Origin of the sequence: Rhizobium sp. WYCCWR 11152, assembly GCF_013087615.1 — a bacterium.
Lineage (GTDB): Bacteria > Pseudomonadota > Alphaproteobacteria > Rhizobiales > Rhizobiaceae > Rhizobium > Rhizobium indicum.
On sequence record NZ_JABFCP010000010.1, the window covers coordinates 204823 to 230314 of the forward strand.

Annotated in this window: 21 protein-coding genes and 3 pseudogenes; 9 read left to right on the top strand and 15 right to left on the bottom strand. The window is 58.5% G+C overall.

Features of this window, described 5'->3' with window-relative positions; translation table 11 throughout:
* Positions 1 to 3: 3 nt before the first annotated feature.
* Positions 4 to 285 carry a DUF3861 domain-containing protein gene (locus G9X67_RS21135; protein WP_138334214.1) on the bottom strand — a complete coding sequence of 94 codons (282 nt, stop codon included), beginning with the start codon at positions 283 to 285 and terminating at the stop codon, positions 4 to 6.
* Between the two features lie 51 nt (positions 286 to 336).
* Positions 337 to 888: an NAD(P)H-dependent oxidoreductase gene (locus G9X67_RS21140; RefSeq protein WP_062941771.1), complete on the bottom strand. Its 552-nt coding sequence runs from the start codon at positions 886 to 888 to the stop codon at positions 337 to 339.
* Between the two features lie 114 nt (positions 889 to 1002).
* On the opposite strand from G9X67_RS21140, the gene G9X67_RS21145 reads away from it, so the two are divergent.
* Entirely contained in the window at positions 1003 to 1500 is a 498-nt protein-coding gene (locus G9X67_RS21145) for a helix-turn-helix transcriptional regulator (protein ID WP_138334216.1), read from the top strand.
* 276 nt (positions 1501 to 1776) lie between these two features.
* Here G9X67_RS21145 and G9X67_RS21150 read toward each other — a convergent pair whose 3' ends face one another.
* The 9 genes and pseudogenes from G9X67_RS21150 to G9X67_RS21185 form a co-directional block, all read right to left on the bottom strand.
* Positions 1777 to 2121, bottom strand: a complete 345-nt coding sequence (locus tag G9X67_RS21150; protein ID WP_171599587.1) for a YkgJ family cysteine cluster protein — start codon at positions 2119 to 2121, stop codon at positions 1777 to 1779.
* A 311-nt stretch (positions 2122 to 2432) separates the two neighbouring features.
* Positions 2433 to 3482, bottom strand: a complete 1050-nt coding sequence (locus G9X67_RS21155; protein ID WP_171599588.1) for a methyltransferase domain-containing protein — start codon at positions 3480 to 3482, stop codon at positions 2433 to 2435.
* Positions 3483 to 3656: 174 nt separating this feature from the next.
* Complete coding sequence (locus G9X67_RS21160) at positions 3657 to 4715, bottom strand: alpha/beta fold hydrolase (RefSeq protein ID WP_171599589.1); 1059 nt, start codon at positions 4713 to 4715, stop codon at positions 3657 to 3659.
* 120 nt (positions 4716 to 4835) lie between these two features.
* Positions 4836 to 6458 (bottom strand): GMC family oxidoreductase N-terminal domain-containing protein, encoded by a 1623-nt coding sequence (locus G9X67_RS21165; RefSeq protein WP_171599590.1) that lies wholly within the window; start codon positions 6456 to 6458, stop codon positions 4836 to 4838.
* 21 nt (positions 6459 to 6479) lie between these two features.
* The gene (locus G9X67_RS21170; RefSeq protein WP_171599591.1) at positions 6480 to 7370 is read right to left on the bottom strand and encodes an aldose 1-epimerase; all 891 of its coding nucleotides are present in this window, start codon (positions 7368 to 7370) and stop codon (positions 6480 to 6482) included.
* Positions 7371 to 7374: 4 nt separating this feature from the next.
* The gene (locus tag G9X67_RS21175) at positions 7375 to 8382 is read right to left on the bottom strand and encodes an ABC transporter permease (protein WP_171599592.1); all 1008 of its coding nucleotides are present in this window, start codon (positions 8380 to 8382) and stop codon (positions 7375 to 7377) included.
* Positions 8383 to 8396: 14 nt separating this feature from the next.
* Positions 8397 to 9344: an ATP-binding cassette domain-containing protein gene (locus tag G9X67_RS35075; RefSeq protein WP_246705441.1), complete on the bottom strand. Its 948-nt coding sequence runs from the start codon at positions 9342 to 9344 to the stop codon at positions 8397 to 8399.
* A gap of 42 nt (positions 9345 to 9386) precedes the next feature.
* Positions 9387 to 9923 (bottom strand): annotated as a pseudogene (locus G9X67_RS35080) (ATP-binding cassette domain-containing protein); the annotation flags it as partial.
* Positions 9924 to 9994: 71 nt separating this feature from the next.
* Entirely contained in the window at positions 9995 to 10975 is a 981-nt protein-coding gene (locus G9X67_RS21185; protein ID WP_171599594.1) for a substrate-binding domain-containing protein, read from the bottom strand.
* Between the two features lie 241 nt (positions 10976 to 11216).
* Here G9X67_RS21185 and G9X67_RS21190 point away from each other — a divergent pair, with 241 nt between their 5' ends.
* Positions 11217 to 11987, top strand: coding sequence for a FadR/GntR family transcriptional regulator (locus G9X67_RS21190; RefSeq protein WP_012760147.1), 771 nt, complete (start codon positions 11217 to 11219; stop codon positions 11985 to 11987).
* A gap of 513 nt (positions 11988 to 12500) precedes the next feature.
* Complete coding sequence (locus G9X67_RS21195) at positions 12501 to 13112, top strand: L,D-transpeptidase (RefSeq protein ID WP_171599629.1); 612 nt, start codon at positions 12501 to 12503, stop codon at positions 13110 to 13112.
* 56 nt (positions 13113 to 13168) lie between these two features.
* Here the strand turns inward: G9X67_RS21195 and G9X67_RS21200 are convergent, their stop codons facing one another.
* On the bottom strand, positions 13169 to 14806 hold the full coding sequence (locus G9X67_RS21200; RefSeq protein WP_171599595.1) for an FGGY-family carbohydrate kinase: 1638 nt from the start codon (positions 14804 to 14806) through the stop codon (positions 13169 to 13171).
* Positions 14807 to 14837: 31 nt separating this feature from the next.
* Positions 14838 to 15176 (bottom strand): annotated as a pseudogene (locus G9X67_RS21205) (SDR family NAD(P)-dependent oxidoreductase); the annotation flags it as partial.
* A 529-nt stretch (positions 15177 to 15705) separates the two neighbouring features.
* Here G9X67_RS21205 and G9X67_RS21210 point away from each other — a divergent pair.
* The 5 genes from G9X67_RS21210 (at position 15706) to G9X67_RS21230 (ending at position 20723) form a co-directional block, all read left to right on the top strand.
* Positions 15706 to 16518, top strand: coding sequence for a DUF2092 domain-containing protein (locus tag G9X67_RS21210; protein WP_138334232.1), 813 nt, complete (start codon positions 15706 to 15708; stop codon positions 16516 to 16518).
* Positions 16515 to 16727 (top strand): hypothetical protein, encoded by a 213-nt coding sequence (locus tag G9X67_RS21215; protein ID WP_138334234.1) that lies wholly within the window; start codon positions 16515 to 16517, stop codon positions 16725 to 16727. The genes G9X67_RS21210 and G9X67_RS21215 overlap by 4 nt, the downstream gene beginning before the upstream one ends.
* A 97-nt stretch (positions 16728 to 16824) precedes the next feature.
* Entirely contained in the window at positions 16825 to 17727 is a 903-nt protein-coding gene (locus G9X67_RS21220; RefSeq protein ID WP_171599596.1) for a peptidylprolyl isomerase, read from the top strand.
* 53 nt (positions 17728 to 17780) lie between these two features.
* The gene (locus tag G9X67_RS21225) at positions 17781 to 18749 is read left to right on the top strand and encodes a HupE/UreJ family protein (protein ID WP_348649129.1); all 969 of its coding nucleotides are present in this window, start codon (positions 17781 to 17783) and stop codon (positions 18747 to 18749) included.
* An 18-nt stretch (positions 18750 to 18767) separates the two neighbouring features.
* On the top strand, positions 18768 to 20723 hold the full coding sequence (locus G9X67_RS21230; protein WP_171599598.1) for a DUF3604 domain-containing protein: 1956 nt from the start codon (positions 18768 to 18770) through the stop codon (positions 20721 to 20723).
* 121 nt (positions 20724 to 20844) lie between these two features.
* Here the strand turns inward: G9X67_RS21230 and G9X67_RS21235 are convergent, their stop codons facing one another.
* Together G9X67_RS21235 and G9X67_RS21240 are read right to left on the bottom strand one after the other, a co-directional pair.
* Positions 20845 to 22944, bottom strand: a complete 2100-nt coding sequence (locus G9X67_RS21235) for an alkyl sulfatase dimerization domain-containing protein (protein WP_171599599.1) — start codon at positions 22942 to 22944, stop codon at positions 20845 to 20847.
* A gap of 346 nt (positions 22945 to 23290) precedes the next feature.
* Positions 23291 to 23723 (bottom strand): annotated as a pseudogene (locus G9X67_RS21240) (transposase); the annotation flags it as partial.
* A gap of 916 nt (positions 23724 to 24639) precedes the next feature.
* Between G9X67_RS21240 and G9X67_RS21245 the strand changes: the two are divergent.
* Positions 24640 to 25068, top strand: a complete 429-nt coding sequence (locus tag G9X67_RS21245; protein ID WP_171599600.1) for a DUF2721 domain-containing protein — start codon at positions 24640 to 24642, stop codon at positions 25066 to 25068.
* The last annotated feature ends 424 nt before the right edge of the window (positions 25069 to 25492 follow it).

The following is a 25492-nucleotide window of genomic DNA, read 5'->3' on the forward strand; positions in this document are numbered from 1 at the left end:
GCGCTACCGAGGTTCGTAGCGCTTCAACTGTTGCATGAATTCTTTGACGTGCGGGAAGAAGTCTGCAAACGGCGGCTTGGCGCGATGACGCAGCAGCACCTCAGCGAATAACTTGAACCCGATCGTCAGCTCGGCTGCCTCTTCAGGTGGAACGACTCTCTTTTCCTGAACCAGTTTCAGGATGTGCAACAGGTCATCATGATTGGTCACTTCGAAAACCAGAGGCTCCTTGGTGACCGCTTCATCGCCGATTTCTTCCACGGCGACCCTGTACTTGTGGGGCATTACAAACTTCCTTGAGGGCAGCGGCAATAGCGCGGCGGCATTACGAGCTGGTCAATCTCCACCCATTCGGTCAATCCAACGGGCGAAGTGATCCACCCAGGTCTCCAGGAAGCCCCGTGTGGACTCGTTGACGATGTCTAGGTCGGCGTCGAACAAATCCTCCTTCCAAGAAAGGTAAACCTCGGGCTGCCCCATCGTAACGACGTGGATCGAAGCCAAGACCGTCCGCAACTGGCTCTGACCGACAGCCGAACCGATTGCACCGGGCGACGTGCCGACCACAGCGCCCGGCTTGTTCGAGAAAACGTTCTTTCCATAAGGGCGCGTGCCCCAATCGATGGCGTTTTTGAGAACCGGGGTGAACGAGCGATTATATTCGGGAGACACAAAGAGCACGCCATCGGCTTCCGAGATACGCCGCTTAAGCTCCAAAATGGACTCCGGTACGGTTTCCCAGAGGTCGTCGTTGTAAAGCGGGACATTGCTGAGGTCGACGATATCGAAGTGAAGGCGATCTTTGGCCAGGTGAGCGAGGACCTTCGCGAATTTTTTATTGATGGACTCGCGACGCAGCGAGCCAACGATGACTGCAACTTTCTTCATTTTCGCTCTCACGCTTGAATGAGCCGCATTGACAATCGAGTGCGGCGTCGGCGTCATGTATACAACGCATTAAATCAGTGTCAAGATATATCTTAGAGATGGCTTAGAGCTAACATGGCAAAGAATGATATCAATGTTGAAGCCCCCGCCGGACGTCGAATGCTCGACGGCGATGAGTTGGGATATCTTTTATTGCTGTTGATGGAAGGCGAAGTGCCGCGGCACGGGTATGATTTAATCAAAGAGATCAAAACGCGGTCCGGTGGTAATTACGCACCCAGTTCGGGGATCGTTTATCCAAAGCTTTCCATGATGATGGATCAGATGCTCCTATCCTCGTCGGCGCCGAGCGATCAGAAACGTGCGTATGTGCTGAACGCGGATGGAAAACATTACCTCGATGAGCATCGCACGGAGGCGCAGGGTGTGCTGGCAAGGATCGAGGCTTTGCGTTTTCGTGGCACTGATGTGTCGGCCGGTCCTGTCGGACGCGCGATGCAAGGGCTGAAGACCGCCCTGGGTCAGAAGTTGGCGGGAGACCCTACCCGTGACCTTCAGTTGGATGTTGCGGATATTATTGACGAAGCGGTCCGTAAGATCGAGCGTCTTTGAATACAGTTGCGACCCGTTGCTCCGGCAACTGCCTTCGGGCGCCGTGGTGCGCTGCTTTTTCGCCGCCGGCACTTTTGCCGTTGCATCCGTTTCAGCAACCGCGGTAACGGGGCCTGTCCTGTTTTCGTCAGCCATAAGTCATCTCCCTCTGTAGCCAAGAGTTCTTTTCGGCTGAGTGGAAGAGGGATTCAACGTCAGCGTGGATTGGATCAGCAGGCGCCTACTCGCTCTCGGAGGAGACGGGACGAAGAGAGGAGCCGGACGGAACCACGCATCTCAGTTCATTGGCAGTTCCGCATCGATGTGACCGGGCGGCAAACTTGGCTGACCGAGCCCGAAGAACGCGCGCGCGGTCAAGCAAGCGTCATCGCCTGGGACGCAGGCGCGGCAGACGTCAGGCCGAAGATCGTATACTTGACAGGATGTCTCTGAACCGACGCGACCGACCAGTGCGGAGCAGCGCGCACCGTCGCAACGCATCCCTTGCTGGTTCGCGGCTACGAAATGCGCCGGCAGCAAATCGAGAGCAGCGTCTGTTTCGGTGGAAAATCTGGGCCAGGTCGACGAAAAGGAGCAGCAGGCTCCACAGCTTCGGCAATCGAAATCGATCAGTGATGTCATGACCCGCTCCTACCACACAGCCTGCCAAGAGCAAAGCCGTCGGCTATGCGCTTAACCTGGAGCGAGCGCATCCACCTTCATCAGGCTCCTCGAAGGCTCGTTCATGAAGTCGTATCTGTCCAAGTGAATTTGGGATCAATGGATATTCTTACTTCGACAGTTGCCGTCAGGCCGGCAATCAGATGCATGGTTTACCGCCGCCGTTGACGATGGGGCGGCTGGCGTGCTCCTGCAAGCCGTCGCCGCACTCGTCGACTTTCCTGACGAGGCCGGGAATGCGGCGCAGCATTTCCAACGGGAGGCGCGGCCTGTCAGGTGGCCTCGAGGATCATGTTGAGGGGCGTCTGGGCTGCACGCCGGATATGAGTGAAACCGCCTGAGCGGATCACCTCGGCCAATCGCCGCTCTCCCGCTTGCGCACCGAGTGCCAGCCCTGTCTCCTGCGCAAGCGAGGTCGGAACGCAGATCATCGTCGAGGCTGAGTAGTAGAGCCGTCCAACCGGATTGATATTCTCCTCCAGCGTATCTCCGGCCATTGGTTCGACCACCATCCAGACGCCGCCCTCTTTTAACGCCTTTCGGATATGAGCCGCAGCGGCTTTCGGGTCGCCCATGTCGTGCAAGCAGTCGAAGCAGGTGATCAAATCGAAATCTCGGCCGTCGAAATCCTGCGCCCTGCCGACCTCGAAGTGCAGGTTTGTCAGCCCGTGTGCCTGTGCGTGCGCGGACGCAGCGGCAATCGAGCCTGGATGGAAGTCGTAGCCCACGAACCGGGAATTGGGAAACGCCTGCGCCATCAGGATCGTCGATAGCCCGTGCCCACACCCGACGTCCGCCACCTTCGCACCCGCTTTCAACCTGTCGGTGACACCGTCGAGCGCCGGCAGCCAGTCCTGCACAAGGGCATTGACATAACCTGGGCGGAATAGCCGCGCGACGGCGCAGAACATGCAGCCAGCCTGATCGCCCCAGGCAACGCCTCGGCCGGTTTTGAAGGCGGACTGCACCTTCGGCTGGTTCTCGACCATCGCAGCAGCGGTATCGAACGCGCCGATCAGATTGACCGGGCTGTCCGGCTCGGCAAACACGAAGGCCTGTTCGGGGGTCAGCGAGAACAATCCTCGCTCATGGTGCACATAACCCGAGGCAGCCTGCGCCGCCAGCCACTCGCGCACATAGCGAGGTGCGCATCCCGAGGCATCGGCAAGTTCGTCGGCCTTCACCGGCCCGATCTCCTTAAGCGACCTGTATAGTCCGAGAGCATCTCCTATCCGGACCAGCGGCACGCTAACCGCTCCACCAAGGTCGCCAAGGACGCGGCCCACGAGTTCATTGAGCGTGGTTTCGTTGATTTCCGTCACGTGAATTCCTCCCGGTGCTCGGATGGCGTCCTGCCATCCGTGACGCCAAGGATGAAGCTTGCCGTCTCGGCGGGCATGAGGCGGTTGTCCCGCGTCTGCGAAGAAATCCCGTTCCTTGGAGGGACACATGTCCCATCGGCATCGGAGGAGGTCTATCTACCTGCAGAAGCGGGACTATCGGGAGAGCGCGAGGACGATCGCTTGCGAGCGGCTATGCACGCCGAGTTTGGTGAAGATCACCGACAGCTGGTTTCGCACGGTCTTTGCACTCTTGCCAAGCCGTTCTGCAATCACGCGGTTGTCTAGCCCCTCCGCGACGAGGTCGAGAAGGGCGGCCTCGGCGGGTGTCAGACCGGCCTCACGAACTGCGCGCGGCTGCGCGGCTCGATCCTGTCCGAGGAAGGCGGCAAGTTCGGCTTGAAACAGGTTCCACGCAGGCTCGTCCGGCAAGAGCACATGATTCTTGCTCTCAAGCGGCAAGAAGCGCGCGCCCGGAATCGCGGCGGCAAGCTTGCAACCCTGGTCAAACGGCACGCGCATGTCGCCGCGGCTGTGGGCGATCAACGTCGGGACGCGCAGCATCGCCGCAAGGTCCAGCACATCGATCCCCTGCATCTGCCAAAGAAGTTGTGCGGCGACGTCGGGCGCTGCCGTTTGGCGTTCGAGATCGCCCCACCAGCGATGCTGTTCAGCTGTGCCGTCGGGGATAAAGAGATTGGTGAAGAACCGGCAAAACGCCGGATTATCGCGTCCCCAGCCGATGCGAACGAAATTGACAAGGGTCTCGGCTTCCAGCCGCTCGGCCTCGGTCTGGGCTCTGGCGCGGGCACCCTGACCGTAGGCGTTCAAAAGCACGAGATGCGATACTCGCTCGGGATACTTGAGGGCGTATGCGATAGCGAGTGCGCCGCCCTGCGAAAGACCGAGGAGGACGAAGCGCGGCTCCTCGATCGACGCTGCCACCGCAGCAAGGTCTGCGTGCCACGCTTCGACCGAAAGGTCAAAGACATGCCGGTCCGACAGACCGCAGCCGCGCGGATCGTAGCGCACAAACCGGTTATGGGCGGACAGCGCCTGGAGCCACGGCCGCCACACCGGGCTTTCGAGATCGTAATCGACATGGCTCAGCCAGTGCGCCGCCCGCAGGATCACCTGGCCCTGCCCGCAAGACGCCATGGCGATACGGGTGCCGTCCTCGGCTGTAGCGAACCGTATGGTCTGACTGAGTTTCATCGGTCGAGAATATCGCAGCCGAAGATCGCATAACAGACCTATCTCCTAGAGGGGCGATTCCAATTGCTCCAGCGATGGCCTGTAGGTTGTGAATTTTATGATCTTCATGATGTGCCCAGTCTATGCGAGGATAAGGCCGGCAGCTTTGCCTGCCGCAGCCATGACGGCAGCGTTGGTGTTGCCGCTGACGATCGTTGGCATCAGAGACGCGTCTACGACCCGCAAGCCCCGTGTGCCCCGGACCCTGAGGCTGGTATCCAGGACCGCTTCCGGGTCGCTGTCTTGACCCATCTTGCACGTGCCGACAGGGTGATAGCCGGTTTTAACAGTGCGCTTGCAATGAGCGGCGAGGGCCTCGTCACTTGTCACGTCCGCGCCAGGGAATATCTCTTTTTCGATCAGCTCACGCATGGGGGAGGCTTCGAGAACCATCCGGGCGAACCGGAACCCTGCAATGGTCAGGCGCAGGTCATCGGGATGGCCGAAGATCTGGGTGTCGACGATCGGGTTTTCGAATGGATCGCTCGACGCCAACGTCACCGATCCCCTCGCCTTTGGACGAAGCAGAAGCGAGTTGATCGTGACGCCATCACCGGGTTCGGTGCCCATGACGTCCCGGTCCAGGTAGACGGTCGGCACACAGAACATCTGGATCGTCGGTCGATCGTTATTGCCGTCAGGGTCGTAGAACGCGCAGGTCTCCACCCCAGTCGTCGAGACCGGACCCGTCTTGAACATGAGATACTGCAGCCCAGCCTTGATCATTGGCCAGCCTTGGTCCGCACCGTAATAGCCAAAGGCCCCCTTCGTGGTTGCAACGACCGGGCACTCGTAATGATCCTGCAGGTTCTTGCCGACGCCAGGCAGCACGACTTTCTTCTGAATATTATGCTTGGTGAGTTCTTCGTCCGGTCCAACACCAGAAATCATCAACAGTTTTGGCGTCTGGTAGGCTCCAGCGGCGAGAATGATCTCCCCTGCGCTCGCGGATTTCCGGCTCCCGTTGCGTATGTAATCGACGCCAGTGGCGCGATCGCTTTCCATCCTAATCGAGGTGACGGTCGCTTCCGTCTCGATGGTCAGCAGCGGATCACTCATCACTGGTGCGAGGAAGGCATCGACGGCGCTAGACCGCCTTCTGGTCTTCCAGTCTATGGTATGCTGCATAAATCCGACGCCAAACTGATGTGCGCCGTTAAAGTCCGGGTTGTAGGGGATCCCCATGGCTTGCAGGGTTTTCACGTAGGTCCGCGTCATCGCGCTTGTGTGTCCAAGATGTGAGATCTTCAGCGGCCCGCCGACACCATGGAAGTCACCGGCAAGATGATCATTGTCCTCCTGCGCCCTAAAATACGGAAGCAGGTCGCCGTAGGACCAGGCGCCGTCATTGGATCCTTTCGACGTGACCAGTTCGTTCCAAAGATCAAAATCAGCCGCCTGTCCGCGCATGTAGACCATTGCGTTGACGGCGCTGCCGCCGCCTAAAACCCTGCCTTGCGGCACAATGGGACCACGGCCGTTCAGTTGGGGCTGCGGCTTGGTTTGATGCATGGCAAGATATGTGTCTTTGGCAAGAAACTTCATGTACCCGGCTGGAAAGCTCATGATCGGATTGGCTTTTGCGGGTCCGCGCTCCAGAAGCAGGACGCGCGCCTTGCCCTCGCGCACCAGTTTCTCGGCGACGACGCAGGCGGAGCTTCCTCCACCAACGATGATGTAATCGTAACGGTCACTCGCAGGCATTGGAAACTCCGGTAATCGATATCAGATGCTGGAGGGGCGCATGTGGATGCTGCCAGAGATGGCTTCACCGGATTTCAAAACCTTGAGGCCGCCAAGGTCGGGCAGATTGTGTCCGTTGGCGAGATGGCTCATCGGCTCAAAGCAAAAGTAGTCACGCTTGAAGCTCGTATCGAAAGTCGTATCTGATACGAACACAAAGGCGTGCTTGAAAATGGCGTCGGCAGTTAAGTGGAGCGATGTATTCCGCTCCGGCCAAGTGATGAGTGCTTCACCACTCCAATCCTCGAACCCGTTGTTGACCCAACATTGGGGCAGCGGCGCCGGAGAACTAAAATCCAGCTCCTTCGGTATTTCGGTCTGGTGGCCTGGCAGCCATCCTTCGACTTCCGTCCAAAACTTGCGAGCCGGAGCAAGCAACGTCGTCTTCGGCGTCATCGGAAAATAAGGATGCCAACCGAGTCCAAATGGCAGTGAGCGCTGGCCACGATTTTCGACCGCAAGCGTCATGGTCAACCCTTGTTCGTCAAGGGCGAAGCGCTGCCGGGCTTGGTATTCGTATGGGGTGCCTTGGCCCCCGTGGGCGAACACCAGTTCAACCGACGTCGGTGTCCTCCGTCCGATAGACCAGTCCGCCTGCCAGCCTTCGCCGTGCAGATAGTGCTTGTCCCAATCCGTGTTCGGGCGGAGGTGATAGTCATTTCCTTCAAACGAGAACTTATTGTCTTTCACCCTGTTGCCAAACGGCACAAGCGGGTAGCAGGAAGAGCCAAGCGCATCGACATCGTCGGACAGGCAGGGACGCAGAAGCGCTGTCCTGCCCGACCCGACATCTCGCCAAAAGCCGAGCACAAGCCCTCCTCTTGTCGAAACGCGAAGAGACAGCGGCCCTGCCTCAAGGCTTACAATGGACATGAGATCAGCTCTTGTTACGTGACATGCTGCGCTTGATCGCCTGGATGTTGGCAAGCACCGCGATGACGATGATCAGCCCACGCACAACCTGCTGGAAGAAAGGATTGATGCCAAGCAGGACAAGGCCGTTACCGATGAGGGTGATAACCAGCACGCCCAGAAGCGTGCCAAGCATCGAGCCCCGCCCGCCAGACAGCGAAGTTCCTCCGACCACGACAGCTGCGATGACGTCAAACTCGAGGCCGGTGGCTGCGGTCGCGTTGCCCGATCCCAGTCGTGAGAGCAGGAGAATACCGGAAATTGCCGCCATTGCACCGGCGATCGCAAAGAGCGCGACGCGGATCTTGGAAACACTGATGCCGCTCAGAAACGCTGCGTGAGCATTGCCGCCGATTGCGAAAACGGACCTGCCGAAAGCTGTCTTTCGGCTGATGAAGGTGAACACCGCAAACAAGATCAGCATGATGATCGCGGCAGGCGGAATGCCAAGAAACGAACGATCAAGGGCGTCCAGGGTATCGTTGCGACCAATAGAAACGGGCAGCGCATCGGTCACGAACAATGCGGTCCCGCGAAGAGCACTCCACAGACCGAGCGTGCCAACGAAGGACGGGACATCGAAGTATGCTCGCAGAGCTCCGGCGATCGAACCAAGCAAAGCACCGACCAAAATCGCAAACGCGAAGGCGATCGGCGTCGGAAGACCCCACTGAAGCAGAAACGCAAGCACGACGGAAATGAACGCCACCATCGGACCGACGCTGACATCGATTTCACCCGCAATGATAATGAGCGTAGCCGCCCACGCGGCGATCCCGATCGTAGCCGCGTCTCGAAGGATGTTGATCTGGTTATTGAACGAAAGGAAACCGTTCGCGGTGGTTGTAAAAACGATGTAAAGTATCATGATCGCAACGAACAAACTGACTTCGTTCATATGTTGCGACAACGAGAAACGAGATCTTGTTCCTTCGGTCGCCGATTCTGACTTTGCAGTCTGGTCGAGTGACATATCGCGTCTCTCCCTCAATGTCCGGCAATGCAGGCGGCCATCAAGGCGTCCTGATCGATGTGGGGTGATTTGAATTCTTCCTTGAGAGTGCCGTCCCTGAGGACCAGTACTCGATCGCAGACGAGCGGCAGTTCCTCAATCTCGCTGGAGACGAAGATCACGCTTCGCCCTTCCGCTGCAAGCTGACGAATGATGGCGTAGATCTGAGCCTTCGCTTCGACGTCCACGCCTCTGGTGGGCTCGTCTAGGAGCAGGACGCGGCTGTTGGCATAAACCCATCTGCCGATAACGACCTTTTGCTGGTTTCCGCCGGACAGCGTGCCGATCGGGGTGTCGGTCTGAGCTGTCTTGATATGCAGGCGCTGGATCACCTTGCGTGTGGCATCCGCCATCATCTTGGCAGATAGGGTTCCGTGCTTGCTGACGCCGGCAAAATTTGTCGAAAGCGTATTCTCGTCGACACCGAGAAGAGGAACGATCCCCTCTTCTTTCCGGCTTTCGGGCGTATAGGCGAAGCCCATGGCAATCATTCTTTTGTACCGGCCGGGTTGAGCGGCCTGACCGTCGACGAGGACTTGCCCGTGATCGTAGCAGCGGACGCCCATGATTGCCTGAAGAAGCTCTGTCCGCCCGGAGCCTAGAAGCCCGGCAATCCCGAGCACTTCTCCAGCCTTGAGTTGAAAGGAAATGGAAATTAGTTTGGGCGCCAGGGCGATGTCTCGAATTTCCAGAACGGTCTTCTCTTGGCTTCGATTGTCCAATGCCGCTGCCTTTGAAGCCTCGGCGCCAAGCATGAGCCGAACTATCTCTCGGGTATCGGCGCCCTTGACGTCGACAGTATCGATGATGCGCCCATCGCGCATGATCGTTGCTGAATGCGCAATTTGACGGATCTCGTTCATTCTATGGCTGACATAGATGACCGCGATGCCTTCCGAGGCGATGCGGGCCACCGCCGCCATCACCTTCTCGGCTTCGGCGGCCGCAAGCGAACTGGTCGGCTCGTCGAGAATGACGAGTTTCGGCCTTCCAAGGAGGACGCGAGCAATCTCGAGGAGCTGGCGCTCAGCCGGGCTCAGGCTTGCAACCAGGGCATTGGGGGCACGGTTGAGGCCTAGTCGTCGCATGGCCGCGGATGCTTCCGCTTCCATGTCGGCGTATTGGATGACACCGCCCTTCCTCGGCCAACGGCCAAGGAATAGGTTTTCCGCAAGCGTCATGCCAGGAACGAGACTGAGTTCCTGGTAGACGACCCGAACACCCTTTTCGAATGCATCCTGGGCGCGGCTGGATCCCGAATGTCGCAGTTCCTCGCCGTCGATCATCACGGTTCCGCTATCGGGGATTTCAGCTCCAGTTAGGAGTCTGATCAGCGTCGATTTGCCCGCGCCGTTCTTCCCAAGTAGCGCCCTCACCTCTCCGGCCGCTACTGAAAACGATGCATTGTCGAGAGCTAGCACGCCAGGATATTGACGTGTGCACCCCGCAATCGATGCGATCGGATGGGAAGCGAGTTCGGCCGTTCGCGATGTCTCTGTCATTCAATTTCCACCTTCGAAAAGGCGCCGCCGGTCGCCCGGCGGCCTCGACGCTCGTGACTTGGGAGGTGATCTTACGGAATGCCGTCGGAGTGGGCCTTCAGCCACGCCTTGCCGTCTTCGGAAGATTTGTAGAGATCGATATTGTAGGCAATCTTGATGCCTTCCGGCGGTTGCCCATCGATCGACTTGATGGCCTGAGCGAGCGCAAGCTTGCCGAGGCCTTGGCCGGAGATATCGACAACGGCCTTGATGACGGTGAAGTCGGCCAGCTCCTGAGCGATCTCGGTCGTCATGTCACCACCGAAGACGACAACCTTTCCGGTCTTGCCCTGGCTCTTCACGGCACGAGCGGCACCGAGTGTTGCACCACCTGCTTCGCCGAAAAAGGCATCGATATCGGGGTTCGACGACAGCATCGTGCTTGCTACCGAAACCGCCTTGTCGAGGACAGCGCCTTCCTGGTTTGCGACGATCTGTGCGCCTGGAACCTTTGCCTTCAGTGCCTCCTCAAAACCCTTGCGGCGAGTCACGCACACCTCCACGAATTCGCAGTTCAGGACGGCGATCTTCGGCGCATCGTTCTTTTCCGCGATGAAGTAGTCGGCTGCGGCATCACCGAGCTTGTGACCGAAATCATAGGGATCGCCGACAGCGTAGGCCGAGATATATTCCTTCATATCGGCGTCGTTGAGGCATGTGTTGTAGCAGACGACCGGAATGCCGGCTTCATGAGCGCGGCGGATCGCGCGATACGAACCATCTGCGGAGACAGGCGATACGATGATGGCCTGCACGCCTGATGAGATCAGAGAGTCTATGAACGAAGATTCTTTGCTTACATCACCCTGAGCGTTGGTCTCGACGATATCCAGCTTGCGGCCGGCATCATTCGCGCCGGTCTGGATGCCTTTGCGAACACCTGCATAAAACCCCTGAGCATCCATGTAGATGGCGCCGACCTTCAGGTCCTTGTCCTGCGCGAAAGCTGACGTGGCATGTGATCCAGCAATTGTGGTGAGCGCCAGGATCGCGGCGCGTACGATGAGCTTCATTACTCCCTCCCGTTATCTTCAGCGACAGGCTCCATGGCGGAGCCAACCGACCAGGCGAATTTAAATTAGGTATGATTATTGTCAATATAAATAGGATTTATTTTTTTAAAGATATGGCGAGCGACTCTTTTCATGTGCTACAACCCAACTGACGCGGCGCGCAGAAACAAGGCCTGGAAAAAGAGTTTCCGGTCGTCGCAAGTTTCGGATAAGCCGCAATAGGGGTTATGGGAGGCAGCCAGTGACAATCTCACGCAACGAGTGGAAGCTCACCGACGGGGGCATCGAGATCGCATCTCGCGGCAAGCGTTCCGTTCGCGAGGCGTTGCTCTCCAAGTTCGTAGAACGGATTGTCTCCGGCGCGTTGCCTGAGGGTTCCACGCTCCCCAATGAAGCGGACCTGACCGATCAATTCGGCGTCAGCAGAACGACGTTGCGCGAAGCCATGCAGTATCTATCGGCAATCGGATTGATCCGGTCCAGAACCCGAGCCGGAACCACAGTGCTTCCGCGAGAAAACTGGAACTACCTGGATCCGCTCGTTCTTGACGTAATGCTTTCCCTCGGTGGTGATGAGTCCTTTTACACGTCACTGATCGACGCCCGTCATTTGCTCGAACCCGCCGCTGCGGAGCATGCGGCAACAAAGGCAACCGCCAAACAGCTGGCCCGAATTGCCCAGGCATTCGAGGACATGGTCGACGCAAACGCCCGTGACAACGAGGAATGGAGCCGGGCGGACCTTGAGTTCCACACAGCGATCATCAATGCCAGTGGCAACTGGGTCTTCAGGCAGTTTGCGAGCGCCATTCGTGCCGCCCTCCTTGCGAGCTTTCGCCTCACGAACCGCGCCAGTCAGTCTCACGAACAGGCCATTCAAAAGCACCAGGACGTTCTGGAAGCGATACGCGTTCGCGATCCAGTCGCAGCCAGAAAGGCGATGGAAACCTTGATCGGAGTTGCGAGAGCGGAAATAACGGACGCGCTTCGAAAGAACAAAGGGAGCCGCTAAGGCAACAAGACGTGCTTCGCTCAGCGATGGGATAAGCTGCATTCAACGCGCGAGCATGCAGGCGCCGTCACGGGAGGCCTTCGCTCCCCATCCCAAGCCCTGTTCATCGGCCTGTCGTCTCGAATTCAGGAGGCGATGATAGTTGCGGCAATGACAGCCGTTGCTGTCCCAAACGGTCGTCGCGCCTGCTGGCGCTTGAGCACGAAGCGAAGTCGCCGCAACGTGGACGCTGTACCTCCGTTGACTGTCGCTGAGCTCACGGTCTTGTGGCAAGAGCAAGGAGGCCATCGTAAAGCGCGGTGGCAAGCGGGTCGACATCCGGTGCCTCCTGGCGGAGGCGGAAGAGGAAGAGGATCGGTCTCAGCCAGTTTCTGTTCGATGCCGGCCCCGACCGATTGAGCGACCGCAGCAGCATCAGCGGCAATAGCTTTTCAAGATCCTTCGGTGAGCAGTCATAGTGCCGCCACAGAATTCAGCCCAATCAAGCTTGTTCAACAAGCGGATGGCAACAAGATGAGATTGCTGGCTCTCGTGGCTGCGGCCTTTTTGCTGACGGTCTTTCAGACTCAAGCCCAGATCTATGGGCCGTATGATGGTTATGAAGACTTTGATGGATATGGTTACGACGATCCCTACAGCCCCTATCCGCCACCACTCGATTACGATCCGGCGCCTCCCTATCAAGAGCCCCTGCATGATAGCAGACAATCGCCGACAGGGCGTGCAAAAGGAACCATCGAAATCGTGACGAGCGAGCATACGCTGATTTACACCACCCCTTGGGGCGAGCAATTCGCTTACCCCATCGCGGTCGGCCGTGAGGGCAAGCAATGGTATGGATCTACGCGTGTCGTGTCGAAGCGAGCACATCCTGAATGGCGACCCACAGCCGGCATGCGGCAGAAGAACCCTCGGCTTCCAGCGGTCGTGAAGCCCGGCCCCGCCAATCCGCTCGGAACCCGAGCGATCTATCTCGCCGATGGCCTTCTGCGCATCCACGGCACCAACGACCCCTCGTCCATCGGCACCAACGCGTCGAGCGGGTGCTTTCGAATGTACCGTCAAGATGTCGAAGAGCTTTACGAGATCGTCCAGCCGGGAACGAAGGTCATCGTTCGGCGCTAGTCTAGCTGTCAGTTGATCGATCGCTGGTGGACATCAGCAGATTGGCGTTGAGATATCTAACCGTCGATACGCAGCTTGCGCGCCAGAGCCTGAAGCTCCTTGAATCCTTCATAGCGTTTATGATGAATATCGGGGATCGGGCCTTCTGATGGCAGGAATGTCGTTTCGACCGCCGAGAGTGTCGTCATCGCTTCGCGTACATCCGCAAACAGCCCGCCGGCGACAGCGCCCAGGATGGCGGCCCCCAGCAGGACCGGTTCCTCTGCCTTTGTCGCAATGACCGGCTTGCCGCTCGCATCGGCAAGCAGCTGGCGAACGAAGTCGTGCTGGCCAGCGCCACCGCTGATGACGATGTTTTCGATGGTAACGCCCGCATCGGCCTGCGTCTCGATGATCTGCCTGAGGCCGTAGCCGATACCGCAAAGCCCTGCGACGTAAAGAGAGACCAGGCTGCCGATATCGTCCTCCATCCCGAGACCGGCAATGATTGCGCGGGCATGCGGATCGGCAAAGGGCGCGCGGTTGCCGAGGAACTCGGGAACGACGTGCAGTCCGGTCGCAAGCGTGACAGCGTCGGAAGAACGGCCCGCCTTTCGGGCGGCCATATCTGCAAGCAAAACCGGCAGCGGAACACCCGCCCTCTTCGAAAGCTCCCTCGCTTCCGCGGCAGCCGGATGGAAGGAGAGCAACTGGTCGATCGCCGCGCCGGCGGCACTCTGGCCACCCTCGTTCAGCCATAGTCCCGGCACCATGGCCGAATAATAAGGCCCCCAGACGCCGGGCACGAACGACGGCTCAGCTGTCGATGTCATCGTGCAGGAGGAAGTGCCGAAGACATAGGCCAGATTGGCTTGTGGATCGGTACCGATGCCAACGGTTCCGATCCCCCCCGCATGGGCGTCGATCAGTCCGGCAGCGACGGGCGTTTCCGGCTTCAGGCCGAGCTCGCCGGCTGCAGCCGCGGTCAGTCCTCGACCAAGGGCCGAACCGGGCTCGACGATAGCCTGACCGATGCGGGCAAACTCTTCTTCGGCAAGCATGCCGAGGCCGATCTGATGAAAATAATCGCCATCCCAGCGCTTTTCATGGGCGAGATAGGTCCACTTGCAGGTGACCGTGCAGGTCGAACGCGACGGATCGCCGGTCGCTCGCCAGGTCAGGAAATCTGCAAGGTCGAAGAATTGCCACGCGGCATCAAAAACCTCAGGGCGATTTTCCCTCAGCCAGAGCAGCTTGGGCGTTTCCATCTCAGGCGAGATACGGCCGCCAACGTAACGCAGGACGTCATGGCCGAGCGCATTGATGCGCGCCGCCTGTGGGACGGCGCGGTGGTCCATCCATACGATGATGTCCCGGTTCGGATCTTCCGAGGGTCCGACGGGAAGCGGCTTGCCGCCTTCGCCGAGGACGACGAGCGAACAGGTGGCATCGAACCCGAGCCCCATGACGGACGCCGGATCGACCCCGGCCGAGGAAACCACGTCGCGCACTGCCGCGCAAACGGCCGCCCAGATCTCGGTGCTCGATTGCTCAACCATGGAACCCGGTTCGTGAAACAGGGTGATATTCCGCTTGGCGGACGCCAGCATCCGCCCGGTCAGGTCGAACAGGCCGGCGCGAGCGCTGCCGGTGCCGACGTCGACGCCGATGACATGTTTGGCATCTGCTTCTGGCATGCGAGATGTGTCGCTCATGGTCTCTCCTTTGAAGTCGGCAAGGATCAGGCTAACTGCAGTCTGGGGCCGGTGTTTCGCTATTCGGCAGAATCACCAGATCGCGGATCGTCACATTACGCGGCCGCGACAGGATGAAAAGGACGGCGTCGGCCACTTCTTTCGGCTGCATCAGGCTGCCATTGGCCAGCGCCTCCTCCATTTTCGCCTTCGGCCAGTCGTCGAGCAAGGCCGTGACGACAGGTCCTGGCAGCACCGCACCGACGCGCACGCCGTGCTGCGCCACTTGCCGGCGCGTGGAATGGACAAAGGCCTGAACTGCGAATTTCGAGGCCGTGTAGATCGGCTCCCACACGACCGGCACGACGCCTGCGATCGAGCTCGTAAACAGCTCGTAAAGAGGATGTCACCGGATGGAGGTCGCTCATCACCCCGGTCGGCCGCGGTGAAGGGCAGCGCCTGAACGCCTCCCGCGCACCGGCGCCGCGGCATGCGAGGAAGAAGATCGGCGGGGTGCTCCTCGTTCCCTTGATCGGCGAAGACGCCTGCACTGCTACCCATCCGATGTACACGGCGACTGCCCTCTCATTGCCGGGAACGTTGCCTCCGAGCCAAGGTCTCTGCAAGACGCACAGGGAGGGGCATGGGAAAGATACACAAGTTGCCCGCGTTGCCGGAAGGTGTGCTCGATCATAGCGAATTTCAGCAACCGTTCTGGGCTGTTCAACGTATTTCCTGGATGGTGCTAGGATACTGTAACATACCCGATGCTACGGGCATTCAGGCGCGCAAGCCTGTATGGTGTTTTCTTCTAAATATGCAGTCGTCCTGATCAGGAACGATCCTGCGTAGACAAGTCTCAAGGGCCCCATTCGGATCAAGTCGACATCTGCGTCAACTTCAAAATGGAGGACACTTCGATGAGAACCATAAGGCTAATTCCAGTCTGGCGCACAGCGATCGCACTTTCAACGGTGGCGCTGTCCGTGATCGTCGTATCAGGCGCATCTTCACGGGCGTTGGCAGACGAGGCTGAGGCAAAGACCATGCTAAAGGCGATGTCCGACTACATCGCGGGACAAAAGGCCATATCATTTGCCTACGATACCAATTTTGAGGTCGTTACCGGAGATCATCAGAAGCTGCTCCTTGCAAGCTCTGGCAAAGTTGAAATGGGCCGACCTGACAAATTCCGCGCGACCCGGTTTGGAGGTTTCGCCAATGTCGAGATGAGTTTCGACGGGAAAACCCTGACGCTACTTGCCAAGGATGACAACCTCTACGCCCAGTTTGAGGTGCCCGGTACAATCGACCATCTGATCGACGAGTTGAGAGACAAGTACCAAAAGCCCGTCCCTGGCGCCGATCTTCTCCTGACCAATGTTTACGAGGAGCTAATGCGTGACGTCATCGACGTAAAGGACCTCGGCAGTGGTGTGATCGGCGGCACGGAATGCGACCATCTCGCGTTTCGGACCAAGGAGGTCGACTGGCAGATCTGGATCGCCCAAGGCGAAAATCCCTATCCCTGCAGATATGTCATCACTTCAACCCAAGTAGACCAAGGTCCCCAATACAGCGTCCAGATAAGCGATTGGAGGACCGGGTCGAGCGTCGTCGCGAAGGATTATAGTTTTAAAAACTCCACCGAGGCCAAAAAGGTCGATGACCCGAAAAAACTTGTAAACACCGATGAACTTCCAGATGTCTTTGCCGTGGGAGGTGCAAAATGAACGCTTTAAGGAAACTGAAGATCGTTGTGCTGACCGGAACGATAGGTCTGTTTGTGATCGAGGCGGGATCGGAGCTTCCGATCCCACACCTGCAGGGCTTTGTCGGAACCGCCGAAGCCAGGGTTGGGCGACCTCTGACGCCCGTCAGCGTCGCAGGCGTTGCCCGGCGCACTGTGCGCCGCTGCGCCGCCGGCGTGTACTACTGCTAGGCTGTGGAGTTGCGGGCGGCAAAGTGCTGCCGCACGCGAACGCTGCAACTGCCTGCCAGATATTCTGGTCTTCTCCCTAACACGAGCGTTTGTCGACATGGCTCAGACAGGTCCTCACAATCGTCGCACACTCTGGAGAGAGCCGCTGCTGCATTTCACTCTCGTCGGCGCAGCATTGTTCGGCGGCTATCACTGGCTGGACCCCGGCTTACCAAAGTCTGACCGAGCGGTACCCATACACATCGGCGAAGGCGATGTGCGGTGGCTGAAACAGACATGGTCGAGCCAATGGCTTCGCGATCCCACCATCGAGGAGTTGAGCGGTTTGGTGAACGATCTCGTTGGCGAACAACTTCTGGCACGAGAGGCGGAGGCAATAGGCCTCGGGGAAAATGATACAATCATCCGCCGGCGTCTGGCGCAGAAGCTAAAGTTCCTGATCGACGACACCGCCCAGTTGACCGAACCCACAGACGAAGAGTTGCTGCAGTTTTACGCCAGCCATGCTGAGAGCTTCGCCCGACTTGGCACCGTCTCTTTCAAGCAAATCTACTTCAATCCTGAGCAGCATAAGGATCCAGCAGCGGATGCCGCTGCTTTGATCGTCGAGATTCAATCAAAGGAAAACGGCGGTTCTGTTGCGGGCGATAGGTTGCTGCTCGGAGACGACTTCCAGCGGTTGGAGAATTCCGCCGTTTCCAGAATGTTCGGAGATGATTTTGCCGATGCGGTGTTCGCGCTGGAGCCAGGAGAGTGGAAAGGACCGATCAAGTCCGGATACGGCCTGCACATCGTCATGGTCACGGAACGCACACCGACCGAGCCCAGACCCTTCGACACCGTCAGAGACGCCGTAATGGCGCAGTGGCGGAATAGCAAGCAAGAAGACATCAGCCGTGCCTACCTCGCCGATCTGCGCAACAAATATGGCGTGCAGTACGATGAGAGTACGAAAGAATTGCTGACACCGCAAAGCGCACCTAGCGTGGCAGCAAAATGAAGTGGCCCGGCACAGCGTTATCAAGCCAGATTTGCCGGTGCGTTTCTGCCTTGGTGATCGCACTTTTGACTGTTGCTTCGGCCCATTCCCACGAAGTTAGACCGGCTTACCTGAGCGTTGAGGAAAAGATGCCAGGCGAGTTCAGCGTGCTTTTCAAGACACCGATGCAAGGCGATGCGCGGCTCGCCTTGGCTGCCCTGTTTTCGGGCAGGGTCGAGGCCCTCACGCCTGTGGTTTCCCGACAGACGGGCGATGCAATGGTCCAAACATGGCACATGCGCACCGTCGAGCCGCTTTCTGGCCAGAACGTCTTAATCGACGGGCTGCAGAACAGCATGACCGATGCCCTTGTGCATGTCGTGCTTGCCAACGGCAATACATGGACAACGCGGTTAACGCCCAATGAACCCTCCGCCGCCATCCCTGCCGCCCAAAGCCGTTGGACAGTTTTTGCTGTCTACGTGCGCCACGGCATCGAGCACATCGCCTTCGGCTTCGACCACTTGCTCTTCGTTGCGGCGCTGATGCTGATCATGCGCGACTGGCGCAAGCTGGTGAAAGCGGTCACCGCGTTCACAGCCGCCCATTCCATCACCCTGACCTCCGCTACACTCGGATGGGTTACCCTTCCATCGGCTCCCGTGGAGACCATGATCGCGATCAGCATCGTCTTGGTCGCTGCCGAGGTCGTTCGTATGGAACGCGGCCAGCTCAGCTTGGCCCTCACCAGCCCGTGGCTAGTGGCCTTCGCGTTTGGTCTTCTGCACGGATTTGGCTTTGCGGGCGCCTTGGTTGAGCTTGGCCTGCCGCGAAACGATATCCCCTTGGCGCTGCTTGCCTTTAATGTCGGCGTGGAGCTCGGGCAGCTTGCCTTCATCGCTGTGATACTGACTGCGGTCTATTCTGTGAGGCGTATCGTCGCGATCCCGCGACGGGCCATCATCGGCTCGGCATATGCGATCGGCATCATAGCAGCGTTCTGGAGCGTCCAGCGGCTGGATGCCATGTTCTCACAATTTTGATCTTAGAGGAGGAAGTCGATGAAAGCGGTCCAAGCCAGAACAGGTCTTCTTTGTGGAGCCGCATTTGCAGGACTCTTTACGGCCTTCCTCTGTTACCCGGGCTGGGCACAGGACGGCGTCGCAACTGACGTCGGAACGTTCGACGCCGACACGGCCGCGAAGCTTTATCCCGCCAAGCGGCCTTATTCGCCTTGGGCAGGACGCAACTTCCCCTCGCGTCCCTTCTTCGGCGACACTCATCTGCATACATCCTTTTCGATGGACGCTGGCGCGTTCGGCGCGCGGCTTGGACCCGCCGACGCTTATCGTTTCGCCAAGGGGGACGAGATCATGGCCTCTTCCGGCCAACTTGCGAAGCTGTCGCGGCCGCTCGATTTCCTCGTCGTGGCGGATCATTCCGACAATATGGGTTTCTTCCCTGACCTATTGGCGGGAAAGCCCGAGCTTCTGGCGGATCCGCTGGGACGCAAATGGTACGATATGATGCAATCTGGCCAGGGCGCGGCGGCGGCCGTCGATATAATTACTGCATTCGGTGCCGGCAAATTCAAAGGACCAATCCTCTACTCCCCCGATTCAACTGCCTATCGCGGGGCCTGGCAAGCAACGATCAAGGCGGCCGAGGAGGCAAATGAGCCTGGCCGGTTCACGGCCTTCATCGGCTACGAGTGGACTTCGAATACAGGGGGCAACAATCTACACCGCAACATAATTTTCCGCGATAATGGCGACAGGGCAAGTCAGGTCGTTCCGTACACTACTCTGCCGCCTGGAAGCGACAATCCTCGCGATCTGTGGAAGTGGATGGCCGGCTATGAGGACAAGACCGGCGGCAGCGTTCTTGCGATTGCACATAATGGCAATCTGTCGAACGGGCGAATGTTTCCGATGATCGAGCCGGGGACGAATTCTCCGATCGACCGCGAGTACGCGGAAATCCGCAACAAGTGGGAGCGACTTTATGAGGTGACGCAGATCAAGGGCGACGGCGAGAGCCATCCCTTCCTGTCGCCTAATGACGAGTTCGCCAATTTCGAGCGCTGGGACAAGGGCAATCTCGACCTGACTGTCGCAAAGACGCCCGACATGCTCGAATACGAATATGCGCGCTCGGCCTTCAAGAACGGCCTCAAGCTGGAGGAGAAACTCGGCGTCAACCCCTACAAGTTCGGACTGGTGGGATCAACCGATGCCCATACCGGACTTACGGCGGTCGAGGAGGACAATTTCTTCGGCAAGACATCCAGCAGTGAACCAGGCGCGGAGCGGGCTTCGCACCCCTTCATAAAGCAAGGGGATCGCGTCATCATGGGATGGGAGCAGATGGCTTCCGGCTACGCTGGTGTGTGGGCGACCGAAAACACGCGCGAGGCGCTTTTCGATGCGATGCAACGTCGCGAGACCTACGCCACCACTGGTCCCCGGATGCTGGTCCGCTTCTTCGGTGGCTTCGACTTCGAAGCAAGTGACGCCAATACGCGCAGTCCTGCGATCTCCGGTTACACCAAGGGGGTGCCGATGGGGGGCGACATAGGTCCAGCGCCAGCCGGAAAGGTGCCGACCTTCCTCGTCGCGGCGCTGAAGGATCCAATCGGGGCCAATCTCGATCGATACCAGATCGTCAAGGGCTGGCTCGATGCTGCGGGTGAGGTCCATGAAAAAGTGTATGACGTGGCTTGGTCGGGAGATCGCAAGCCAAGCGGTGACGGCAAACTGCCACCGGTCGGCGACACTGTGGACATCGCTAACGCAACCTGGAGCAATACGGTGGGGGCGCCCGAGTTAATCTCGGTGTGGAAGGATCCTGAATTCGATGGAGCCCAACGGGCTTTCTACTACGGCCGCGTCATCGAGATTCCAACGCCGCGATGGACAGCCTATGATGCCAAATATTTTGGCAGAGATATGCCAGCGGAAGCAGCGATGAAGATGCAGGAGCGGGCTTACACCTCGCCGATTTGGTACAACCCATAAGCCAGGAAGCTTTCCGCTTACAGCCAAGTTGAAGCGGGGAGCAGATGTCGTGTCTTGACCCCTTTACCGGGAATGCACCACGGCCCTTAGGAGAGCCCAAGGGCCGTGTATCATCCTTCGATCAGCCCCCCGAACTGTCGGCAGGTTCAGCCTGCGCGAAAGGGTCTATCGCCGATGGTCCCGTCGTAGGTTTTGTCCCCGGCATCAGTTCGAAGTCGGGGGTGAACTGGACCAGGCTGCTCCCGATCTCAGAGAAAACCTTGCGATCACCCTCGAACTTCGCCTTGCCGGAAGCAATCAGCTCGTCGAACGTAGCCTTGCCGCCCATCACGGACTCCAGATCGGTGCGGTCGATGGTAATCGTGAGGTCCGGATGCGGTGCCTGCACGCCTTTGATGTTAGTGAGGGTCGAGTTGCTCAACTCTACCACGTATTTTTCGCCGTTATCAGGCGTCACAAGATTGATAACGCCTTTCATGCCCTCGGTCTTCGTGCTGTCCAGGCGGATGCCGAGGAAGTCGAGCCAAAGGCCGGTCGACATCGCCCGGATGGTGTCGGGCCCAGTCGTCTTGGGAGCAGCGCCAGCCGGCATTCCCGAGCGGAGTTCGTAGGCCGCCGCGAGGAAGCTGTTGCGCACGCTCGGGCTCTCCTTTTGATAGCCGATCTGCTCGAACACGTCCGCCAGAAGGTCCTTTGCCGCCTGGTTTCCTGGCTCGGCATAGACGAGCTTGTTCAGTATCTCCATGGCATATTGGTACTTGCCCTGGTCAAAGAGTTCCTGGCCCTTGGCGATGATTGGTCCGGCACCACCCATCATCTCTACATAGAGCGGGGCGGAGTCACGAGGCGACAGTGGGGTCAGCGTTGCCGGATTGCCGTCCCAGTACCCCAGGTAGCGGTTGATCACCGCACGGCTATTGTGCTCCTCCGAGCCGTGGTAACTGTGGGCCGCCCATTGGTTCTGCAGGCTCTTGGGCAGCTTGTAGACATTCTGGATTTCGTTAATCGTCACGCCCTGGTTGGCCAGGTGCAATACCTCATTGTTGAGATTGGCGTAGACGTCGCGCTGCGTGCGCATCACATCTTGGATGCGGTCATTGCCCCAGCGTGGCCAGGAGTGCGAGGCAAACATCACCTCGGCCTCTCCGCCAAATCGATACAACGCAGTATTGATGTGCTTCGACCACGCCAGTGCGTCCCTGATCAGTGCGCCACGCAGTGTGTAGATATTATGGACGGTGCCCGTGATGTTCTCCGCCGCCCAAAAGGCTTTGAACTGCGGGAAGTAGGTATTCATTTCAGCCGGTGCCTCGGTGCCGGGTGTGTTCTGGAACACCATCGTCACGCCATCGACGGTCAATTCCTCGAAGTCCTTCTCCATGTAGCGAGTTGGCTCGATCAGACCCGTGGTGCCGGCGGCTGTGTTCTTGCCAATCGACTGGTCGACGTGGCCGAACGGGCTGCGCGGCAGCAATACCCCATACTGGAAGTACAGACGGCGGTTCATGGCGTTGCCCGCATACACATTCTCGGCCACGGCATGTTCCATAAAGCCCTTCGGCGCGATAATCTGCACCTTGCCACTCTTCACATCGGCCTCGTTCGCGACGCCGCGCACGCCGCCGTAATGATCACCGTGGGAATGGGAATAGACGACTGCCACGACAGGGCGCTCGCCGATTTGCTGGTTGATGAAGTCGAGCGCCGCCTTGGCCGTCTCCTTGGCCGTCAGGGGGTCGAAGACGATCCAGCCGGTGTCGCCTTTGACGAAGCTGATGTTGGAAAGATCGAAGCCGCGCACCTGCCAGATTTTACCCGGCACCACTTCATAGAGGCCGTACGCCATGTTCAGGATGGCCTGGCGCTGCAATGACGGGTGAATACTGTCGAAGTCCTTGCCTTGCAGCAGATACTCGTAGCTGCCTATGTCCCAGGCAACGTTCCCTGCCTCGGCCATGATCTGTTTGTAGGACGGCGCAGCGACGAAACCGCGCTTTGCTTCCTCAAAGTCACGTTTGTCGTCGAACGGCAGCGTTGCGCGCAAGCCGTTCTGAAGATCGATCGTGAACTTTGACGGCATTTTGCCCTTTGGATGGAAATGCTTGCCCTCCATTGCCCCAGGGTCGGCGAGCACCGCGCCTCCACCCGCGCCGAAAGCTGCGTTGCCCCCCAAGAGAGGAACAACCAATGCTATAACCACTCCGTATTTCTGGATGTTCATGTCAGCCCTCCTCGTTTAAGTTTTGCGTCGCCACACTCAGCGGCGGCTAGGTCGGTACTGCTCGTCGCTGGACAGGTTAGGCGTGTCCGCAGGCAGATAGCTTTAAACTGCTTGTGGTGATCAGTCTGATCGAGGAAAGAGGTCCGCGCTATTGGACGTAGGGAAACATGGCGTGCAGTCTCAGTTTCCTGAGAACAAATTGCCGGGCGAACCCCGCCCTGCTTCTAAAAGCTAATAGTACTAACCTATACGGCTTCGCGAATGCTCGTTGCCGGATTATTGCACTTTTGTCTGTGCTTTGCCAGAGCTCGGAGCGGAAGATAAAGCACCCATCTGCTTCAGTGCTCTATGTATTCAGCGCACAGCGCTCAATGTTTCGTATGGGCCGACTGCAATCTTCGGGGCCAAAAGGCAGCAGCTCATCGATCGGTTCCGCTTGTGGCCGTTGACGATGGCGGTGAGCGTATTGGTCAGGTAGGCCTGCGGATCGACGGCGTTGAGTTTGCAGGAGTCTCGATGAGCGATGCGATGGTGGCCCAGTTTTCGGCTCCAGCGTCGTGCCCCGCAAAGAGTGCGTTCTTGTGATTGAGGGCTATCGGCCGGATGGTTCGCTCGACGCTGTTGCTGTCGAACTCAATGCGCCCGTCAGACAGGAAGAGCTTCAAGCCATCCCAGTATTTGGCGATGTATGCCAAGGCCTCGCCGATTGGGGACTTGACCGCGATACGTGCACGGTGATGGACGAGCCAGGCCTGCATATCGGCGATCAGCGGGGCAGATGCTGCGCTCTACAATCGTTCGGCGTTATAGCGGCGGCCGCCACCCCACCATATGAAACCTGCGGGAGGCTGGACTGCCCAGGTCGCCGATGCCGTCGAAAGCTAGCAGTACGGGCATGTAGGTGACAGTAACCTACTCCCCTGATCGATGTTCTGAGCATAATCTGCGCAGGCTCGCGGCAAGAAATGAGTGATGGCTCCGGGTCGACGTCGACATCGGGAGCCGCCAGCATCACGTTTCTGAACTTGGGCAACGCCGCAGGCCTGCTACTCGCCGCTCCGGTAGTTGCCGTCGACGCCGATACTCGCGACAACTTTTCGAGCCAGATCGAAGCGCTGGGACCGAAGCGTGTGCCGGGCACAAAATCCAAGGCCGTCTGCAAAACAGTTACCTCCGTGAATTGCACGAACTGATGGCAGGCCGAGAAGGTGCAAGGGCCCCCGATCTCGCTTGCGATCCACAGGTGCGATCTTGCCTTCTAAGCGTTGACCGGCCAGCAATGACAACAATGGCCCCTAGATGGGCGACCCCTCTCGTACGCTGCGTTCGCCACCTCGTTCCGCGCTCACGCCGCACACCCCATCGATGGGCTCCCGACGTTCGCCGTGATCGTCGCGACTTTGCCCGGCACGATGGGCTTCCCTCGACAACGTTGCTCGCGTTCGAGTTATCACGCCTGCGATTCTGTTTCCACCAGCGGCTCGTAGAGTTTGGTTGAGATACGACGGCTTGAGGTTGCTGAGATAGTTAACGACGATGTCGCAGGGCCGTGTAAATGCAGTTGGCGGCCACGGGCCCGAGCCTCTAGCGTGTTGGTTTTCGCTCCATATGCATTCATGCTTTCCGTACCCATATTGTTGCCGGCGTGGCAGGTTATGTCGAACCGCAAGACTTTGTGGCGCGATAGGGGAAACCATGAGCTTCGTACCGACGGTCGCCGCAATGACGGAGATGTTTTCGCGAGCCGCAGCTCCCGCTTTCTTCCTTGGAGCGGTTGCGGCCTTTATCTCCCTGCTGACAGCGAGAATGAGTACAGTGGTTGCCCGAGCCAGACTTCTAAATGCAATCCCGCAAGACTCGGACAAAGCGCATATGAGAGATGACATTCCGCGTCTCAAGACAAGAGCGAGGCTACTTAAAAGCGGTATCCTACTATCGCTGGGTAGCGGCTTATGCGCAGGTCTGCTGCTCGGAACAGTTTTCGTTACTGGATTTTTCGCTCTTCAGTATTCGTATGGAGCCGGAATTCTTTTCATCACGGCGACGATGCTCCTTTGCGGAGCCATGATCCGGTTTGCGCAGGACGTCATCATGGATTTACACGAGTTTGACTATTTCGAGTGAACCGCGCTCGATCTCGCGCGAGGCCGTCCCGCCATTTGATGGATCGGATCGACCCTGAATCTTTCGGGCCTTCCTCGCTGGGCATTCGAAGGCATGGGCAGGTCGGGAGCATTGGCGAGAAGAACGGCTGTGTGCCGCGTGCTCGGGGGCCGTGATGTCGGAGGACTTCATGAACGATCCGGCGGTGATAGCCCGGCGTTCGGCGGGCGCTTTCTAGGCTTGATGCAGCGGAATGACGGTCTGGGTTCATAAGCTCAAAGCAATAGCCGAGAGATGCCCTTCACCCGACCCGACCCGATCTGATCTTGCAACACGGACCAGCCGCTCAGATCGGGGCTGGTCGTCATGCCTGTGGGAGCTCAAAGTGGCTTTCTACTTTGCCCAGAAAGCGGACATTCCAACTTCCACACCACACGGCCTTAGC

Bases quoted from the DNA above. Each gene is read 5' to 3' on its own strand.
- G9X67_RS21135 (WP_138334214.1), bottom strand. From the start codon at position 285: ATGCCCCACAAGTACAGGGTCGCCGTGGAAGAAATCGGCGATGAAGCG.
- G9X67_RS21140 (WP_062941771.1), bottom strand. From the start codon at position 888: ATGAAGAAAGTTGCAGTCATCGTTGGCTCGCTGCGTCGCGAGTCCATC.
- G9X67_RS21145 (WP_138334216.1), top strand. From the start codon at position 1,003: ATGGCAAAGAATGATATCAATGTTGAAGCCCCCGCCGGACGTCGAATG.
- G9X67_RS21150 (WP_171599587.1), bottom strand. From the start codon at position 2,121: ATGACATCACTGATCGATTTCGATTGCCGAAGCTGTGGAGCCTGCTGC.
- G9X67_RS21160 (WP_171599589.1), bottom strand. From the start codon at position 4,715: ATGAAACTCAGTCAGACCATACGGTTCGCTACAGCCGAGGACGGCACC.
- G9X67_RS21165 (WP_171599590.1), bottom strand. From the start codon at position 6,458: ATGCCTGCGAGTGACCGTTACGATTACATCATCGTTGGTGGAGGAAGC.
- G9X67_RS21170 (WP_171599591.1), bottom strand. From the start codon at position 7,370: ATGTCCATTGTAAGCCTTGAGGCAGGGCCGCTGTCTCTTCGCGTTTCG.
- G9X67_RS21175 (WP_171599592.1), bottom strand. From the start codon at position 8,382: ATGTCACTCGACCAGACTGCAAAGTCAGAATCGGCGACCGAAGGAACA.
- G9X67_RS35075 (WP_246705441.1), bottom strand. From the start codon at position 9,344: ATGGCGGCGGTGGCCCGCATCGCCTCGGAAGGCATCGCGGTCATCTAT.
- G9X67_RS21185 (WP_171599594.1), bottom strand. From the start codon at position 10,975: ATGAAGCTCATCGTACGCGCCGCGATCCTGGCGCTCACCACAATTGCT.
- G9X67_RS21195 (WP_171599629.1), top strand. From the start codon at position 12,501: ATGAGATTGCTGGCTCTCGTGGCTGCGGCCTTTTTGCTGACGGTCTTT.
- G9X67_RS21200 (WP_171599595.1), bottom strand. From the start codon at position 14,806: ATGAGCGACACATCTCGCATGCCAGAAGCAGATGCCAAACATGTCATC.
- G9X67_RS21210 (WP_138334232.1), top strand. From the start codon at position 15,706: ATGAGAACCATAAGGCTAATTCCAGTCTGGCGCACAGCGATCGCACTT.
- G9X67_RS21215 (WP_138334234.1), top strand. From the start codon at position 16,515: ATGAACGCTTTAAGGAAACTGAAGATCGTTGTGCTGACCGGAACGATA.
- G9X67_RS21220 (WP_171599596.1), top strand. From the start codon at position 16,825: ATGGCTCAGACAGGTCCTCACAATCGTCGCACACTCTGGAGAGAGCCG.
- G9X67_RS21230 (WP_171599598.1), top strand. From the start codon at position 18,768: ATGAAAGCGGTCCAAGCCAGAACAGGTCTTCTTTGTGGAGCCGCATTT.
- G9X67_RS21235 (WP_171599599.1), bottom strand. From the start codon at position 22,944: ATGAACATCCAGAAATACGGAGTGGTTATAGCATTGGTTGTTCCTCTC.
- G9X67_RS21245 (WP_171599600.1), top strand. From the start codon at position 24,640: ATGAGCTTCGTACCGACGGTCGCCGCAATGACGGAGATGTTTTCGCGA.